This window comes from Acinetobacter sp. Ac_5812, assembly GCF_013072695.1.
GTDB lineage: Bacteria > Pseudomonadota > Gammaproteobacteria > Pseudomonadales > Moraxellaceae > Acinetobacter.
Window position 1 is genome coordinate 317,768 of record NZ_LXUK01000001.1, and the last position, 16,517, is coordinate 334,284.

At 42.9% G+C, this 16,517-nt stretch carries 13 protein-coding genes and 1 riboswitch; of the genes, 2 read left to right on the forward strand and 11 right to left on the reverse strand.

Translation table 11 applies throughout. The annotated features are described in order from the left end of the window. Positions 1–15: 15 nt before the first annotated feature. Together A7P55_RS01550 and prfB are read right to left on the reverse strand one after the other, a co-directional pair. Positions 16–318, reverse strand: coding sequence for a helix-turn-helix transcriptional regulator (locus A7P55_RS01550; RefSeq protein WP_010590065.1), 303 nt, complete (start codon positions 316–318; stop codon positions 16–18). A gap of 162 nt (positions 319–480) precedes the next feature. Then, a protein-coding gene (prfB, locus tag A7P55_RS01555; protein ID WP_096089470.1) for a peptide chain release factor 2 occupies positions 481–1,576 on the reverse strand; the annotation gives its coding sequence in 2 pieces (ribosomal slippage) (positions 481–1,503 and positions 1,505–1,576; 1,095 coding nt in all). Positions 1,577–1,987: 411 nt separating this feature from the next. Between prfB and A7P55_RS01560 the strand changes: the two genes are divergently transcribed. Further along, a complete protein-coding gene (locus A7P55_RS01560) occupies positions 1,988–2,800 on the forward strand; it encodes a putative porin (RefSeq protein ID WP_171550843.1) in 813 nt (270 codons plus the stop codon). Between the two features lie 211 nt (positions 2,801–3,011). Beyond that, positions 3,012–3,869 (forward strand): putative porin, encoded by an 858-nt coding sequence (locus tag A7P55_RS01565; protein WP_171550844.1) that lies wholly within the window; start codon positions 3,012–3,014, stop codon positions 3,867–3,869. A gap of 48 nt (positions 3,870–3,917) precedes the next feature. Here A7P55_RS01565 and recJ read toward each other — a convergent pair whose 3' ends face one another. From recJ to aceE, 9 genes are all read right to left on the reverse strand, one after another. Then, complete coding sequence (recJ, locus tag A7P55_RS01570; RefSeq protein WP_171550845.1) at positions 3,918–5,618, reverse strand: single-stranded-DNA-specific exonuclease RecJ; 1,701 nt, start codon at positions 5,616–5,618, stop codon at positions 3,918–3,920. After that, complete coding sequence (gene pdxH / locus A7P55_RS01575; protein ID WP_171550846.1) at positions 5,619–6,269, reverse strand: pyridoxamine 5'-phosphate oxidase; 651 nt, start codon at positions 6,267–6,269, stop codon at positions 5,619–5,621. A gap of 12 nt (positions 6,270–6,281) precedes the next feature. Then, on the reverse strand, positions 6,282–7,619 hold the full coding sequence (gene glmM, locus A7P55_RS01580; protein ID WP_171550847.1) for a phosphoglucosamine mutase: 1,338 nt from the start codon (positions 7,617–7,619) through the stop codon (positions 6,282–6,284). 127 nt (positions 7,620–7,746) lie between these two features. Further along, positions 7,747–9,213 carry an IMP dehydrogenase gene (guaB, locus tag A7P55_RS01585; RefSeq protein WP_004803627.1) on the reverse strand — a complete coding sequence of 489 codons (1,467 nt, stop codon included), beginning with the start codon at positions 9,211–9,213 and terminating at the stop codon, positions 7,747–7,749. Positions 9,214–9,480: 267 nt separating this feature from the next. Next, the gene (locus A7P55_RS01590; RefSeq protein WP_171550848.1) at positions 9,481–10,287 is read right to left on the reverse strand and encodes an MBL fold metallo-hydrolase; all 807 of its coding nucleotides are present in this window, start codon (positions 10,285–10,287) and stop codon (positions 9,481–9,483) included. 162 nt (positions 10,288–10,449) lie between these two features. Then, positions 10,450–11,025, reverse strand: coding sequence for a TMEM165/GDT1 family protein (locus A7P55_RS01595; protein WP_171550849.1), 576 nt, complete (start codon positions 11,023–11,025; stop codon positions 10,450–10,452). 84 nt (positions 11,026–11,109) lie between these two features. After that, positions 11,110–11,250: riboswitch (yybP-ykoY riboswitch) on the reverse strand. Positions 11,251–11,284: 34 nt separating this feature from the next. Next, positions 11,285–11,572, reverse strand: coding sequence for a hypothetical protein (locus A7P55_RS01600; protein ID WP_171550850.1), 288 nt, complete (start codon positions 11,570–11,572; stop codon positions 11,285–11,287). A 122-nt stretch (positions 11,573–11,694) separates the two neighbouring features. Continuing rightward, complete coding sequence (locus tag A7P55_RS01605; RefSeq protein WP_171550851.1) at positions 11,695–13,662, reverse strand: 2-oxo acid dehydrogenase subunit E2; 1,968 nt, start codon at positions 13,660–13,662, stop codon at positions 11,695–11,697. 2 nt (positions 13,663–13,664) lie between these two features. Next, positions 13,665–16,382 carry a pyruvate dehydrogenase (acetyl-transferring), homodimeric type gene (aceE, locus tag A7P55_RS01610; protein ID WP_171550852.1) on the reverse strand — a complete coding sequence of 906 codons (2,718 nt, stop codon included), beginning with the start codon at positions 16,380–16,382 and terminating at the stop codon, positions 13,665–13,667. Positions 16,383–16,517: the final 135 nt, after the last annotated feature.

The window sequence follows — 16,517 nt, forward strand, 5'->3', positions numbered from 1 at the left end:
TTACACTTCTTCGATTTAAAGTGCTTGTTTTAAATGTTCGATATATTGCTGAATCAAAGCTTCATTGCGCGTGAAATAAGACCACTGTCCATATTTCTCGACCTTAATCAAACCTGCCTGTTGCAATACAGACAAATGATTCGACATGGTCGATTGTGCAACTTTTCCTAAACGTTCGATGTGCCCTGCACATACACCCCGTTCAAAACTACCACCACATTGCTCAACGGGTAGAAATTGCTCAGGCTCTTTTAGCCATTGCAAAATCTGTCGACGTAATGGATTGGCTAAGGCTTTGCTTATAACATCAATATCCATAGACACACCACGTTTCTCAAGCGGCAACGCTTTGTTCAGCACCTGAAACCAGTATATCGAATTTTTCAAATATTAATATCCATTTTTTTCGATATTAATATCATATTTTTTCGATTAACCAGCCGATACTGAACGAGATTGCCGTTTTAATTGGATTAAAACTTATAAACCTTGCTTCAAACTTGCTTCGATGAACTTATCCAAGTCACCATCTAACACTGCTTTGGTATTGGAATTTTCGACACCAGTACGTAAGTCTTTAATGCGTGAGTCATCTAGGACATAGGAACGAATTTGACTTCCCCAACCGATATCTGACTTTGAGTCTTCTAAGGCTTGAGCAGCTTCATTACGTTTGCTCATCTCGAGTTCATAGAGTTTGGCACGTAATTGCTTCCACGCATGGTCACGGTTGGCATGTTGTGAACGTTGGTTCTGACAAGCCACTACAATGCCTGTCGGTGCATGCGTTAAACGAACCGCAGAATCGGTTTTGTTAATGTGCTGACCACCCGCACCCGAAGCACGGTAAGTATCGGTACGGACATCGGATGGATTGATATCAATTTCGATATTGTCATCAATCTCAGGCGAGATAAACACGGCTGAGAATGAAGTATGGCGGTTGTTGTTACTGTCAAATGGTGACTTACGGACTAAACGATGTACGCCACTTTCAGTACGTAACCAACCATAGGCAAATTCACCATCTACACGAATGGTTGCTGATTTAATCCCAGCGACATCACCATCTGACACTTCCATCAATTCAGCTTTAAAGCCATGACGTTCGATCCAGCGTAGATACATACGTAATAACATTGACGCCCAATCCTGTGCTTCTGTCCCACCTGAACCAGATTGGATTTCAAGGAAGCATGGATTTGGATCCATTGGATTACTGAACATACGACGGAATTCAAGATTACCTAAGGCCTGTTCAGCACTGTCTAATTCTGCTTGAACATCCAACAATAAACTTTCATCATCCGCTTCAACCGCAAGGTCTAGCATCGCTTTGGCATCATCTAACTGTTCAGCAAGACGATCAAATACACCTAATGTGTTTTCTAAACTGCCCTTTTCTTTTGCGATGGCCTGAGCACGGCTTTGATCATTCCAAATCGCAGGGTCTTCTAATTCTCTTAAAACTTCTTCTAAACGCTCAGCTTTTAGATCGTAGTCAAAGATACCCCCGTAGTGTTTGGCTACGATCAGATAAGTCTTTCAATTGAATTAAATACGGATTAATTTCCACGCGTCTTTTCTCACACTATTTTTTCACTTAATCCGCTATTTTAACATAACTGTTTTAGTCGACACAGCCATGTCATTTTGAATACATTTATTTATTAAAATGGATTTTTTAAATTACTTAATTTTATGCCTGAAATGTTTAGTTAGATTTCTCCGACCCTAGTTTTTGTATAAAAATTAGACCAATTACACTAAAACACACAATCTCTCCTAAGTTTTAATAAATCAAAACATTGATTTTTTATTAAATAATATCAATCAGATAAAATGTCAAAATTACAAGTCAATTACATTCGTACTGTTCGATTACCTTATCAAGATTGACGATATTGAAAATTACTCTAGACTCAAGTTGTAACAAAACATGTATCAGTGTTTAACACTTGGTTTAAATCTTAATGAGGAAACAACCATGAAAAAATTAGCAATTGCATCAGCACTTTTATCTGCCATCGCAGTAACAGGCACTGCTCATGCTTATCAAGCTGAGGTAGGTGGTTCTTATACCTATAAAGACCAAGATCGTTTTGGTGACAATGATCGTTTCAGCGTAGACGGCAAATATTACTTTAATCCAGTACAAACACGTAATGCACCTCTTGCAGAAGCAGCGTTCCTTGACCGTGCGAGCAATGTAAAAGCACAATACGCTCATGAAAAAGATGATGCATTCAAAAACAATCAATATGGCGCAGGTATTGAATACTTTGTTCCAAACAGCGATTTCTATTTAAGCGGCAATATTGGCCGTGAAGAAATCAAACCGAATTCTAAATATGCAACTGACGAAGACAAATTAAAAATCAACCATTATTCAGCAGAAGTTGGTTACTTACCAGCACCAGGTTTATTGGTTGCTGCGGGTGCAAAAACGGTTGATGTGAAAGATGGCGACCGTGAAACTAGTCCAACACTTCGTGCCAAGTATGTAACTAAAATGGGTCAAAATGACGTAAATTTAGAAGCATATACTGCTTTTGGTGACAACAAAGAAGTGAAGTTAAAAGGTGATTACTTCATCGACAAAACTTTAAGCGTTGGTGTGGATTATCAAAAACTTAAGTATGACGACACAATCGTTAACTCAAATGAATGGGGTATTTCTGCGAAGAAATTCTTCAATCAACAAGTGAGCTTGGAAGGTCGTGTAGGTTTCGGTAACGATAAATCATATATTGATAATGACTACACTTCATTCGGTCTTCGTGGTGCATACCGCTTCTAAGACTTGAATAGCAATTTTTAATATCGGAAACGCCCTGAATCATTCAGGGCGTTTTTTATTGCCCCCCCCCCGTTTTCTTATCATTTTCAGTCCTCCCCCTTTTGATTTTTTCCCAGCTTAATCCTGTATTTAAGAATTGACGCTTAGCTATTTTTGAATACACTACTCCGTGTAACAAAATATGTATGATTTTTAATCGGGGGAAATTCGAATGAAAAAACTAAGTCTTCTTGCAACACTGATAAGTGCTTGCTTTGCCATCAATGCCCATGCTTATCAAACCGAAGCCAACGGTGCATATGAACATATCAACATGGATGATGGGAAAGGCAACAGCGCAGTCATCAGCGGGAAATATTATTTTAACCCTGTGCAAACCCGTAATGCACCTTTAGCAGAAGCTGCTTTCTTAGATAAAGCATCGAATATCGGTGGCGGCTATGCCTATAGCAAACTGAAAGATGACGAAGATTTCGGTGACTTACAATTCAATATTATCGGCCTTCAAGGTGAGTTCTACGTCCCTAACTCACAATTTTATCTTTCTGGTGCCTTACATCGCACCAATGTCAAAGCAACAATTAATGGTTTAGGCTCTCATTCCGAAAATGGCGATGGCTATAGTCTTGAAGCAGGTTTCTTACCCATCAATGGATTACTCCTTGCAATGGGTGTTGCAGATTTATCTGATAGCCTAAATCCAGTTCAGGTTGCTCAATACGGCTTTACCAATACGCTTTCAAACGCTGCAATTGTGTCTGGCGAGAATGACGATACCGCCGTTTCTTTACGTGCAAAATATGTTTCACAGATTGGCGGTTACTATACCAATTTTGAAGCACTGAGTTATATTGGAGACGAAACGACCTATCGCCTAGGTGCTGATCTTTATCTTGATCCAACACTCAGTGTCGGTATCTCATTTGCAGATTCTACCGCTGATGATTCAGACAGTGTTTTCAATCTTCACGCACAAAAATTCTTTACGCCACAATTTGCTTTAGGCGTCGGTTATACCACAACAGATGGTGTTGATTCTTATGGTTTCAACGGTACTGTCCGCTTCTAACCAATAGCATGTAATGATTAAAAAATCCGCTCATCAGAGCGGATTTTTTTATTGTTTTAAATAGGAAATTTGCAATTGTAGACGGGTGTTACCATTAAAGACATTCCGCTCCAAGGTATAGACTAAATCCACATAGCCCAGCATGGGATTAAATTCAAAACGGTCCATCGCATTAAATGCAATTGCATCTATGGAATGAGACCCGACCGCCAATTTGAGTTTCAAATGTTGCTCTTTGAGCCAACGATAATCGATCACTTTGAATCGCCCCTCAAATTGAGGCAGTGGAAACTTCTGCCCCCAGGGCCCAAGTTGTTCAATCCAATCCAAAGTCCCTAAATGTAAATCTGAATCGCCCAGCTCACCATCCGTCCATAAGGTCGCCGTGAATAATTCATCATCCATTTCAGCAATCGCTTGGGTGAAAGCCGTTTTGAATGCATCAAAATTTTCTTTCTTCAGGGTTAAACCGGCGGCTGCAGCATGCCCGCCAAAATGACTGACCAAATGTGGATAGTGTTCTGCAACTTGCTCAATGGTATCGCGAATATGAATCCCATCAATCGACCGTGCTGAACCTTTAATATGGATCCCATCTTCATCAGGCGCAAACACTAAACTTGGACGATGAAATTGCTCCTTTAAACGCCCAGCCACAATGCCAATCACACCTTGGTGCCATTGTTGATCAAACATCACCAATGCTGCAGGTAAATGCTCTGTTTCCAACTGAATATGTTGCAAAGCACTTAGTGCTTGCTGCTTCATTTCAGTTTCAACTTGGCGGCGTTCGATATTGAGCTGATTCAACTGTTGTGCAATCGGATAAGCGGTTGCCATATCAGCCGCAAGTAAACACTCGATTCCGATCCGCATACTTTCCATTCGACCTGCTGCATTGATTCGCGGGCCCACCACAAAGCCTAAATCTTGTGCACGTAAACTGGCTGCGTCACGTCCTGCAATATCCAGTAAGGCTAAAATACCTGCACGACATTGATATTGCTGAATCCGCTTTAATCCGGCATCAATCAAAATACGATTGTTATAATCCAAACTGGCGACATCGGCATAAGTCCCTAATGCGACCAAGTCGAGATATTGGGTCACTTTACTGCTGCTTTTGCCTTGCTGGCTGCGTGAACTGGCCAATTTCGCCAATAAATAAAAAGCCACGCCTACCCCAGCCAAAGCCTTACTTGAAAACCCACAACCGAGTTGGTTCGGATTAACCACTGCCTCAGCACTCGGTGTTGGCTTGGTGGTTAAGTGGTGATCAGTAATGATCACCTGCATCCCTAACGCTTGGGCAGTATCTACACCCGCATGGCTCGATATACCATTATCCACGGTAATCAAAAGATCTGGCTGATAGCTTTGCTTGGCCAATTCAGCAATCGCAGGCGTGAGCCCATAACCATACTTAAAACGATCAGGCACCAGATACTCAACCCTAGCACCCATATCTTGCAAGACAAGCACCATTAAAGCGGTACTGGTCGCACCATCGGCATCATAGTCCCCCACAATCACGATCTGTTTTTGCTGATCAATGGCTTGATCGATCAACGCAACTGCCTCTGCCAAGCCTTTAAGCTCAGGGGAAAGCAAATGCTTGAGTTTCAGTTCCAGCTCTTGCTCAGATTGCACACCACGCCTTGCTAAAATTTCGGCAATAAAAGCAGGCACGCCCTGAAACTGTTCAGGGCGTGTCAGCAGTGGTCTTTTTTGAATTTGAATCTGGGTCATTTATGGCATCAAACGTTGGATAGTCCAAAGACCATTTTGTTTTTCATAACTTAAACGATCATGTAAGCGATTTGGTCGCCCTTGCCAAAACTCATAATAATCTGCTTCTAAGCGATAACCGCCCCAAAACTCAGGCTTATCCAGTTCATCTTGAACTTGACTTTGCAGCGCTTGAAAGCGTTGTTGTAATAACTCACGACTTTCAATCACCCCACTTTGTGGGGTACTGATATGCGCAGCAATCTGACTGTCACGCGGGCGTTTATGGTAATAATCCGTCGATTCTTGTTCAGAAATCTTGATGACCTTGCCACCAATACGGATCTGACGCTCTAAACTTGGCCAGTAAAACAGCAGCTCAGCATACGGATTGTCAGCTAAGTCTAAACCCTTTTGGCTGTCATAATTGGTATAGAAATCATAACCTGCTTCTGTCGCACCACGTAATAATACGGTACGCACATGCGGACGCCCTTGAGCATTTGCCGTCGCTAATGACATCGCATAGGGTTCATGTAAATTGGCAGCTAATGCATGATTAAACCAATTCAGAAACTGTAAATGCGGCTGTAGGCTAATCTGGGCTTCATGTAATTCACCCTGCTCATAGCTCAAACGCAACTCACTCAGGTCTTTAATGACATCACTCATGATGGCTCCCCCTTAAGCAGCTTGGGCTTGAGCGCGTACTGCATCTGCTAAATGATTCGCCAACGCCTCAACTTCTTGCTGCTGATCGCCTTCCACCATGACACGAATCACAGGTTCAGTACCTGACTTACGAATCAACAAACGGCCTCGACCTTTTAGTTGCTGTTCCGCTTTTTCAAATTCTGCAACCAAGGCTGGAATTGAATAGGGATCAATCATGTGTTGTAGACGAACATTGACCAGTACTTGCGGGAATAACACAAAACCTTCAACCAACTCATGCAGTGCTTTGCCTTGTTCCACCATCACAGTGAGCACTTGTAACGCTGCAATGATCGCATCACCTGTCGTGCTCTTATCTAAAGTGAGAATATGACCTGAAGGCTCACCACCTGTGACCCAATTCTTTTCTTCAAGGGCTTGTAATACATAGCGGTCACCAACTTTAGCACGAACAAAGCCAACCTTAGCTTGTTCTAGGGCCAACTCGAGTGCCATATTACTCATCACGGTGCCTACAACACCCGCTGGCTTATTCTTCGCCTGTGTTGCAAGAATATAGAGAATATGGTCACCATCAATCAATTGACCATTTTTATCCACCATGACCACACGATCAGCATCGCCATCGAAAGCAATACCGACATCGGCTTGATGTTCCAACACTGCTTTTTGTAATTGTTCTGGGTGGGTTGAGCCACAGTTTTCATTAATGTTTAAACCATCAGGTTCATTAAATAAAGGAATGACTTTAGCACCGAGCTCACGGAATACCGATGGGCCTACGCTATAGGCTGCACCATTGGCACAGTCCACTACGATTTTTAAATTACCTAAGTCAAAATGGTACGGGAAAGTCGATTTACAGAATTCGATATAACGACCATTGGCATCTTTAACACGAACACTTTTACCCAAATTTGCAGTGTCTTCAATCACTAAATCTTTTTCGAGTTCCTGATTGATTTCGTCTTGCAAAGTATCAGGTAACTTCTTACCTGCACTTGAGAAAAATTTAATGCCGTTATCAAAATAAGGGTTATGCGATGCTGAAATCACGATCCCAGCATGTGCGTGTAATGCACGGGTTAAATGTGCAATCGCAGGTGTTGGCAAAGGGCCTAACAAATGTACATATACACCTGCTGCATTCAAGCCTGCTTGTAGAGCGGCTTCTAAAATATAACCCGATAAACGCGTGTCTTTCCCCAGCACTACAATCGGTTTATTTTTAGGACTATTTCGTTTTAATACTTTTCCAGCGGCAAAGCCTAATTTTAATGCGAACTCTGGGGTAATTGGCAGTTGTCCAAATTTGCCACGAATTCCATCAGTACCAAAATAGCTCATCTTTTACTCACTTTCTTATCTTTTATATGGTGTGGAACCATATCTTTCTTCATCTGATTCACTTTACACCAAAACGAAAAAACCGTCAGTGGACTGACGGTTTTTCTGTCAACAAAATTACCAAAAATCAACCAACTCGATAGTTTGGCGCTTCCTTGGTAATTGTCACGTCATGAACATGTGATTCTGACATGCCTGCTGAAGTAATTTTCACAAACTTTGCATTTTGACGAAGATCTTCAATGACAGATGAACCCGTATAACCCATTGATGAACGTAAACCACCCATCATTTGGTGTACGATGTTACCCATTGGGCCTTTGTATGGCACTCGACCTTCAATACCTTCTGGTACCAACTTTTCCGCACCTGCTTTAGCGTCTTGGAAGTAACGGTCAGCAGAACCAGATACGCCCGCCATTGCACCCAATGAACCCATACCACGGTATGCTTTGTAGTAACGGCCTTGGAAGAATTCAACTTCACCTGGTGCTTCTTCTGTTCCAGCGAGGAGTGAACCAACCATAATCGTGCTCGCACCTGCGCCAATTGCTTTCGCCATATCGCCAGAGAAACGAATACCACCATCTGCAATTAAAGGAATTTGATCTTTCAGTGCATTTGCAACACTATCAATTGCAGAAATCTGTGGCATACCAATACCAGCCACAATACGTGTCGTACAAATTGAACCAGGCCCGATACCGACTTTCACTGCATCTGCACCTGCATCAAGCAATGCCAATGCTGCATCACCCGTTGCAATGTTACCGCCAATGACTTGAACTTGCGGGTAGTTGGCTTTAACCCAGCGTACACGTTCAATTACACCCGCAGAATGACCATGGGCAGTATCTACCACAATCGCATCTACGCCTGCATCAACCAAGGCTTCTACACGGCTTGGTGTTTCTGCACCTGTACCCACCGCAGCACCCACACGTAAACGACCCAAATCATCTTTACAACTGTTTGGATAGCTTTCAGCTTTACGGAAGTCAGTTACGGTAATTAAGCCTTTAAGCTCATGGTTCTCACCAACAACCAAAACTTTTTCAATACGGTGTTTTTGCAATAATGCTTGGATATTTTCTTTCGACTCGCCTTCACGAACAGTCACGAGGCGGTCTTGACCTGTCATGATGTTGCTTACAGGCTGCTCAAGATTGGTTTCAAAGCGTGTATCACGACCTGTGACAATCCCCACCACTTTGCCATCTTTTACAACAGGCACACCACTAATATTATTCGCTTGGGTAATCGCAATCAGCTCACGCACTGTCGTTTCAGGGCCAACAGTGATTGGATCTTTCACCATACCAGCTTCAAATTTTTTCACACGGCGAACTTCAGCGGCTTGTGCTGCGATATCCATGTTTTTGTGCAAAATACCAATACCACCATTTTGCGCCATCGCAATTGCCATACGTGACTCAGTCACAGTATCCATTGCAGCAGAAACGAGAGGGATATTAAGTTGAATTCCGCGAGTTAAACGTGTCTTTAAGGAGACATCTTTTGGGAGAACAGTTGAGTAGGCAGGAAGTAATAAGACATCATCGAAGGTTAGCGCTTCTTGAACGATGGTCAGCATAACAATCTCACTGGTAATTTCCGTGAGCTATTATAAACAAATTTCGATGTGATTTTCATTTTCTATGATGAAAATAATTTGAATCGACGCTTGAATGACTTTTCACCTAATCGGTTTTAGTCTTAAACCCTAAAACCACAGTCCGTATCTTGGCTCTTCAATATGAGATTTTTCAATAACCTACATTCAAAACTCTAAAACTGACTAGTGGGATAACGACTTTGCTATTCCACCAGCCATGAAACGTTATATTTCACTTATCATCGCTTAACTCATTTCAGTCGGTAAACTAAAAACATATTCATTCATCAAATCTACGCCACATTCCAGCGTTTCGATCCAGTCTAGAAATTGATTAATCATCTCTTTACCAACAAAAGCCGTACCATGTTGCGGCACAATCATGTCGATATCCATTTGGCGAACCATATTGACCCATAAACGAATCACCTTATTGGAACACATATAACGTTGATGAAAGCCTTTCATCTTTTTGATATGTGTTTCAAAATCTGTAATCAGTAGGCTTGCATCATCAACGATCGAAGCCCCCATATCCCCTGAAAATAGGATTTTGGCTGTTGGATCATAAAACTGGAAATTACCAACGGAATGCAGGAAATGTGCAGGCACTGCAACAAGCGTAGACTCACCTAAAGAAATAATTTGTCCCGTATCTGACAGTTCGATCAAACGTTCCTCCCAATTCCCCTTCATACGCTCACTCATAAAAGCAGAGTTAAGATGCGGTAAAAAACGTGCCCACAGCTTAGAGGCCACCACTTTGGCATCGGTATACACCAACCAACGCGGCATCGAGGTAATAATGTCAGGGTCTTGATGCGAGGCCATCACATAATCCAGATTTTTTAGTTTGGTGTAGCGATTGAGTTCCATAGTTAAAGGAACATAAGTGAGATCACCACCCGGATCCAAAACCGCGGCACGCTCATGATCAATAATTAAAAATTGATTGGCCTGAATACCCTCACCTTTCACCAAACTGGTAAAACTAATGCATTTATGTGTGCCATTATCAAATAATATTTGCGATGTTGTCCGCTCAAAACTCATAACCACCCCAGAAAAATTCTTTAAATATGAAATATTTTAATTCCATAATAAAATAATGGGATTTAATTCATGTTTCAATCAGATATTTGACTTTTATCATAATTGATAAGAAAAAACCCATCTCTTCTAGATGGGTTTTGATGGATTTGAGATTCAATCCGCTTAAAGGAAATAGTGTTGTACCAAAGCTGAAACACCAACGATCAAGAAAATCGCAGCACCAATTTTATGAATCAATGAAATCGGCAATTTATCAGCTAATTTATCACCAATAAACACGGCAGGCGCATTGGCAAGCATCATACCGAACGTAGTGCCCAACATCACCCAAAACACACTGTCGAAACGTGCTGCTAAAGCGACGGTCGCAATCTGGGTTTTATCACCAATTTCAGCCAAGAAGAATAAGATGAAAGTGGCACCAAATACCCCAAACTTCTGCCATTTATTAATATTTTCAGTTTCATCACCTAGTTCATCTGGTATCAACATCCAGATTGCCATACCAATAAATCCAAGCGCCAAAATCCATAACAAAATTTCAGGACTGAGTACGGTGGTAATCCATTGTCCCAAGACAGCAGAAATACCATGGTTAATTGTGGTGGCCAGTAAGATGGCAATTAGAATCGGAATCGGTTTACGGAAACGTGCTGCAAGCAAGAGAGCGAGTAATTGCGTTTTATCGCCCATCTCAGCGAGGGCAACAATGGAGGTGGAGATGAGAAATTCATACATAGTTGAATGCTCTGGCTAGCAAAATATACCGATGACCTACCCCTCCTGCTAGCCAAAATCAAATAGATTGATGCAGAGTGGTAAATCAAAGGTCTTGCCAACAAAAGCACAGCTGAGAAGCTGTTCTTGGTTCTTTGCTATGATGACCATGTTCAGTTGAACAATTATGTTGATCATCACCTCTTTACTTTGCGTAAAGAGCGGCTACTCCCCAATGAAGTGAAACTATTCTATCAAACAATAAAATGCTTTTGAATGCTTATACCCAAAATTTTTGGTAACTCCAGATCAACACCCGTAAAAAACCAAGCAAAAAGGCCAAATAGGCACTTAAACCAAGAAATCCGAAACTGCCCCAACCGCTGGCTCCGCCTACATCTTGTGCTTGATATTCCATCGCCATCACAACAGTCGCAAGCAGGACTTCAAGCCCCATGACCACATACATCACCCAATCCCATGGAAAGTGTAGAACGCTGACCCACAAGCCCATCGCCACAAAAACAACCAGCAATAAAGGCAGCATCACCCGATAAATCACCAACATCCCTGCTCCCTCTGGCAATGAAATTTTATTCTCAGCTCAACATAACATACATCTATTCATTTTTTGTTCAGCCTAAAAACAGAAAACCCCGCTTCTGCGAGGTTTTCCAAGCTCAAAAACAATTAGAGCAATAAGCTACGAATGTCTTTTAACAATTTAGTCAGCTTATTGGTAAAACGCGCTGCATCGGCGCCATTAATCACACGATGATCATAAGACAATGACAACGGCAACATTAAGCGTGGATCAAAGTCTTTACCATTCCACACAGGTTGCATCGTGGCAGGTGAGATACCTAAAATCGCAACTTGCGGCCAGTTCACCAATGGTGTGAATGCTGTTCCACCAATACTGCCTAAGCTGGTAATGGTAAAGTTGGCACCTTGTAGATCTTTCGGTGACAATTTACGATCACGAGCTTTTTGGCTGAGTTCAGCCAATTCTGCTGCAATCTGCTTAATTGATTTTTGGTCAGGGTTACGCAATACCGGAACGGTTAAACCATCTGGGGTTGCAACTGCAATCCCCATATGAATTTCGTTACGCAACAACACTGACTTCTGATCATCGGCCAAATGTCCAGCAAAATACGGCTCTTCTTTTAACAAGTGTGCAACCGCTTTGGCAATAAAGGCCAAAATAGTTAAGCTCAAACCTTGCTTTTTAAAGCCATCTTTCAGTTCACCGCGCCACCCTTCAAGCTCGGTAATATCCGCCAAGTCAAACTGTGTCACTTGTGGAATAAAGTTATTCAATGACAATTGCGGTACAGACACTTGCTGTAAACGCGTCATCGCTTTCACTTCACCGCCACCAAATGCATTAAAGTCTGGCAACTTTGGTAAGCCTGAAGCCACTGCTGCAGCTTGTGGGGCAGCGGCGGGTTGTGGTGCGGTCAGACGTGTTTTCACATAGGCAAAGACATCGTCCTTCATTACACGACCGTGCTCACCTGATGCTTTGACCTGTCCAAGAACCACACCTAACTCACGTGCCAGTTTACGCACGGCTGGACCCGCGTAGACTTTGGCATTGTCAGCTTCTTGCTGTTTAGTCAACTTCTCAGCTTGTGCAGGTTCAGTTGGTGCCGCTGTCACAGTTGCCGTTGGTTTTGCTGGCGCTGTCGTTGCTACGGGTGCAGAAGGAGCTTGAGTTTTTGGTGCAGATGCTGGAGCAGCAGCCTGACCACTCACTTCAATCGTTGCCAAAGCCACGCCTTGACGCACTTCTTGATTGGCAGACACATGAATTGCTTTCACAATCCCTGCAACTGAGCTTGGCACTTCAACCGAAGCCTTATCTGACTCAACCACGCATAAGCTTTGTTGCGCTTCGACGCGATCACCAACATTGACCAGAATTTCTGAAACAAGTGCTTTTTCTACACCCAGATCAGGCACTTCAATTTCAACATTACCTGTTGAGGTATTCGTTGCAGCTGGTGCTTCTGTTGCTGCTACTGGCGCTTCTGTTTGAGCAGGTGCTGCTTGAGATTCTGGTGCAGCAGCCGAACTTGCAGTCTTGACCTGAATCAAGACCACGCCTTCTTTAATGCTATCGCCTTCTTTGATTTGAATGGCTTCCACAATCCCCGCAACCGAGCTTGGTACTTCTACAGTTGCCTTGTCAGATTCAACCACAACAATACTTTGTTCAGGTTCAATCTGATCACCCACTTTGACCAACACTTCTGCAACCAACGCTTTTTCTACGCCAATATCTGGAACTTTTACATCCACAATCTGGCTTGAAGTCGCTGCTGGAGCAGCAACTGGTTGCGCTTTTGTTTCAGCTTCCACAGGTTTTGCTTCGGCTTTTGACGCTTCCGCTTTCGGTGCTTCGTTCACAGGTGATTCAGCAGCAGACTCAGACTCTAATTCAATGAGTGCGACACCTTCAGTGACTTCATCGCCCTGTTGAACCAGAATACTTTTCACGATACCGGCTGCCGTGCTTGGTACCTCTACCGTTGCCTTATCTGATTCTAGAACCAGAAGACTATCGTCAACTGCAACATGGTCGCCTACTTTGACTAAGATTTCTGCAACCAGTGCTTTATCTACGCCAATATCAGGTGCTTGGATTTGCATGATTATTTCCCCTCACCTGTTTGCGTTTCATTGTATTCAGCAACGGCCTGAACTTCTGGATGTGCTTGTGGCGCCCATGCAACTGGACGGTCCGTATCTAACTCAAAGTTAGAAATTGCATCTTTGACTAAACGTGCGTCTACTTCGCCTTCATCTGCTAATTTTTTCAACGTCGCAACCACGATATGTGCAGCATCAACACCAAAGAAACTACGTAAGTTGGCACGTGTATCTGAACGACCGTAACCATCTGTACCTAATGCAACAAATGGACGACCATCTGGAAGATATGCACGGATTTGCTCACTGTACGCACGCATATGGTCTGTCGCAGAAACGACGATACCCTCTGTTCCACGTAACTGTTTAGATACCCAAGACTCTTTCACTTCTTCAGTCAGCGGATGTAAGCGGTTGTACTCTTCACATACCATACCGTCACGTGACAACTCATTGAAGCTAGTTACACTCCAAACGTTTGAATGAATTTGGTATTCATCACGTAAGATTTTCGCCGCTTTAATCACTTCACGAAGAATGACACCTGAACCCAGTAATTGAACCGTTGCTTTTTCATCTTTTTCGAACAAGTACATACCACGTTTAATGCCTTCCGCAGCGCCTTCTGGCATTGCAGGATGCTCGTAGTTTTCATTCATTACGGTTAAGTAATAGAAGATTCGCTCTTGGTTCACATACATCCGTTGTAAACCGTCATGTACAATCACAGCCAATTCATAACCAAAACATGGATCATAAGATACGCAGTTTGGAATAGTGTTCGCCAAGATATGTGAATGACCATCTTGGTGCTGTAAACCTTCACCGTTCAGTGTGGTACGGCCAGCAGTCGCACCCAACAAGAAACCTTGTGCCTGTGCATCACCAGCAGCCCATGCAATGTCACCAATACGTTGGAAACCAAACATTGAGTAGTACATGTACATTGGAATCATCGGCAAGTTATTGGTTGAATAACTGGTTGCCAACGCAGCCCATGCACTCATCGCACCCGCTTCGTTAATTCCTTCTTGAAGCATGTGACCATCACTTGCTTCACGGTAATGCATTAACTGTTCTTGGTCTTCTGGAGTATATTTTTGACCGTGGGCGGCATAAATACCAAGCTGACGGAACATCCCTTCTAAACCAAAAGTACGCGCTTCATCTGGAACGATTGGCACGACGCGGTCTTTAATTGCTTTTTCTTTCAGTAAAGCCGCAATTAAACGAACCATCAGCATCGTGGTCGATTGTTCTTTACCACCGGAACCATTTAATACAGCATCAAATACAGAGAGTTCAGGAATCGCTAAAGTGTCACTCTCACGACGACGTGCTGGTAGGTAACCCCCCAATGCTTCACGACGCGCCTTCATGTACTTCATTTCTGGAGAGTTTTCACTTGGGCGGTAGAATGGGAGTTCTTCTAACTTATCATCTGTAAATGGCAGGTTAAAACGGTCACGTACATATTTCAAAGAGTCGATCTGCATTTTTTTGATTTGGTGAGTTTTGTTCACCGCTTCAATTTCTTCAGACAAACCGTAACCTTTAACCGTTTTCGCAAGAATAACAGTGGGTTGACCTTTGGCTTTCATTGCTTCTGCATAGGCTGCAAAAACTTTGTACGGGTCATGACCACCACGGTTAAGATTATCGATGTCTTCATCACTTAAATCTTTGACCAGTTCCGCAGCTTCTGGGTACTTGCCAAAGAATTTCTCACGGGTATATGCACCCCCTTTCACTTGATAGCGCTGATACTCACCATCCACTGTTTCGTCCATGACCGCTTTTAAGGCACCAGAACTGTCTTGCGCAAGCAGTGGATCCCAATGACGGCCCCACACCACTTTAATCACGCGCCAGCCTGCACCACGGAATAAAGATTCTAATTCTTGAATAATCTTACCGTTACCACGTACAGGACCATCGAGGCGCTGTAAATTACAGTTCACCACCCAAATGAGGTTATCCAGCTTTTCACGACCAGCAAGTGAAATTGCACCCGTACTTTCTGGCTCATCCATCTCACCATCGCCAAGATAAGCCCAGACTTTACGATCTTCTTCTTTGATCAAACCACGATTCATCAAATACTTTTGAATGTGTGCTTGGTAAATCGACATAATTGGACCCAAACCCATCGATACGGTTGGGAACTGCCAATAGTCCGGCATTAAATAGGGATGCGGGTAACTCGGAAGACCATTGCCACCCACTTCACGGCGGAAATTATTTAATTGATCTTCAGTTAAACGCCCTTCCAAGAACGAACGTGCATAGATACCAGGGGCACAGTGACCTTGGTAATAGATCATATCACCACCAAAGTTATTGCTGTTTGCGCGGAAGAAATGGTTGAAGCCCACATCATACAATGTTGCAGATGATGCGAAACTTGCAAGGTGACCACCTAGGTCATCGCCTGTTTTATTGGCACGTAATACCATCGCTAAAGCATTCCAGCGAATCAATGCACGGATACGGCGTTCCATATCCTGATCACCAGGCATCGCTGGTTGCTCTTCAACTGAAATGGTGTTGAGGTAAGGTGTATTTAAGCGCTGGATTGGCACATGTTTCGCAATTGCCCGTTGATAGAGTTTTTCTAGTAAGAAGGCAGCACGTTCCGTGCCCATATGTTGTAATACTGAATCAAATGCTTCTTGCCATTCTTGGGTTTCTTGCGCGTCAGAGTCGCCATAAAACGCCATACAATTCACCTTTTCCCTTAAGTTATTTGTCGACCCTATTTTTATCATGTTTTGCTGTGATAGAACTATTGCCCCAGATGAATGCAAAACGCCTTATTATTTTCTGACAAAATAGTCATTGACCTAAATGAAACA

Bases quoted from the DNA above. Each gene is read 5' to 3' on its own strand.
- A7P55_RS01550 (WP_010590065.1), bottom strand. From the start codon at position 318: ATGGATATTGATGTTATAAGCAAAGCCTTAGCCAATCCATTACGTCGA.
- A7P55_RS01560 (WP_171550843.1), top strand. From the start codon at position 1,988: ATGAAAAAATTAGCAATTGCATCAGCACTTTTATCTGCCATCGCAGTA.
- A7P55_RS01565 (WP_171550844.1), top strand. From the start codon at position 3,012: ATGAAAAAACTAAGTCTTCTTGCAACACTGATAAGTGCTTGCTTTGCC.
- recJ (WP_171550845.1), bottom strand. From the start codon at position 5,618: ATGACCCAGATTCAAATTCAAAAAAGACCACTGCTGACACGCCCTGAA.
- pdxH (WP_171550846.1), bottom strand. From the start codon at position 6,269: ATGAGTGATGTCATTAAAGACCTGAGTGAGTTGCGTTTGAGCTATGAG.
- glmM (WP_171550847.1), bottom strand. From the start codon at position 7,619: ATGAGCTATTTTGGTACTGATGGAATTCGTGGCAAATTTGGACAACTG.
- guaB (WP_004803627.1), bottom strand. From the start codon at position 9,213: ATGCTGACCATCGTTCAAGAAGCGCTAACCTTCGATGATGTCTTATTA.
- A7P55_RS01590 (WP_171550848.1), bottom strand. From the start codon at position 10,287: ATGAGTTTTGAGCGGACAACATCGCAAATATTATTTGATAATGGCACA.
- A7P55_RS01595 (WP_171550849.1), bottom strand. From the start codon at position 11,025: ATGTATGAATTTCTCATCTCCACCTCCATTGTTGCCCTCGCTGAGATG.
- A7P55_RS01600 (WP_171550850.1), bottom strand. From the start codon at position 11,572: ATGTTGGTGATTTATCGGGTGATGCTGCCTTTATTGCTGGTTGTTTTT.
- A7P55_RS01605 (WP_171550851.1), bottom strand. From the start codon at position 13,662: ATGCAAATCCAAGCACCTGATATTGGCGTAGATAAAGCACTGGTTGCA.
- aceE (WP_171550852.1), bottom strand. From the start codon at position 16,382: ATGGCGTTTTATGGCGACTCTGACGCGCAAGAAACCCAAGAATGGCAA.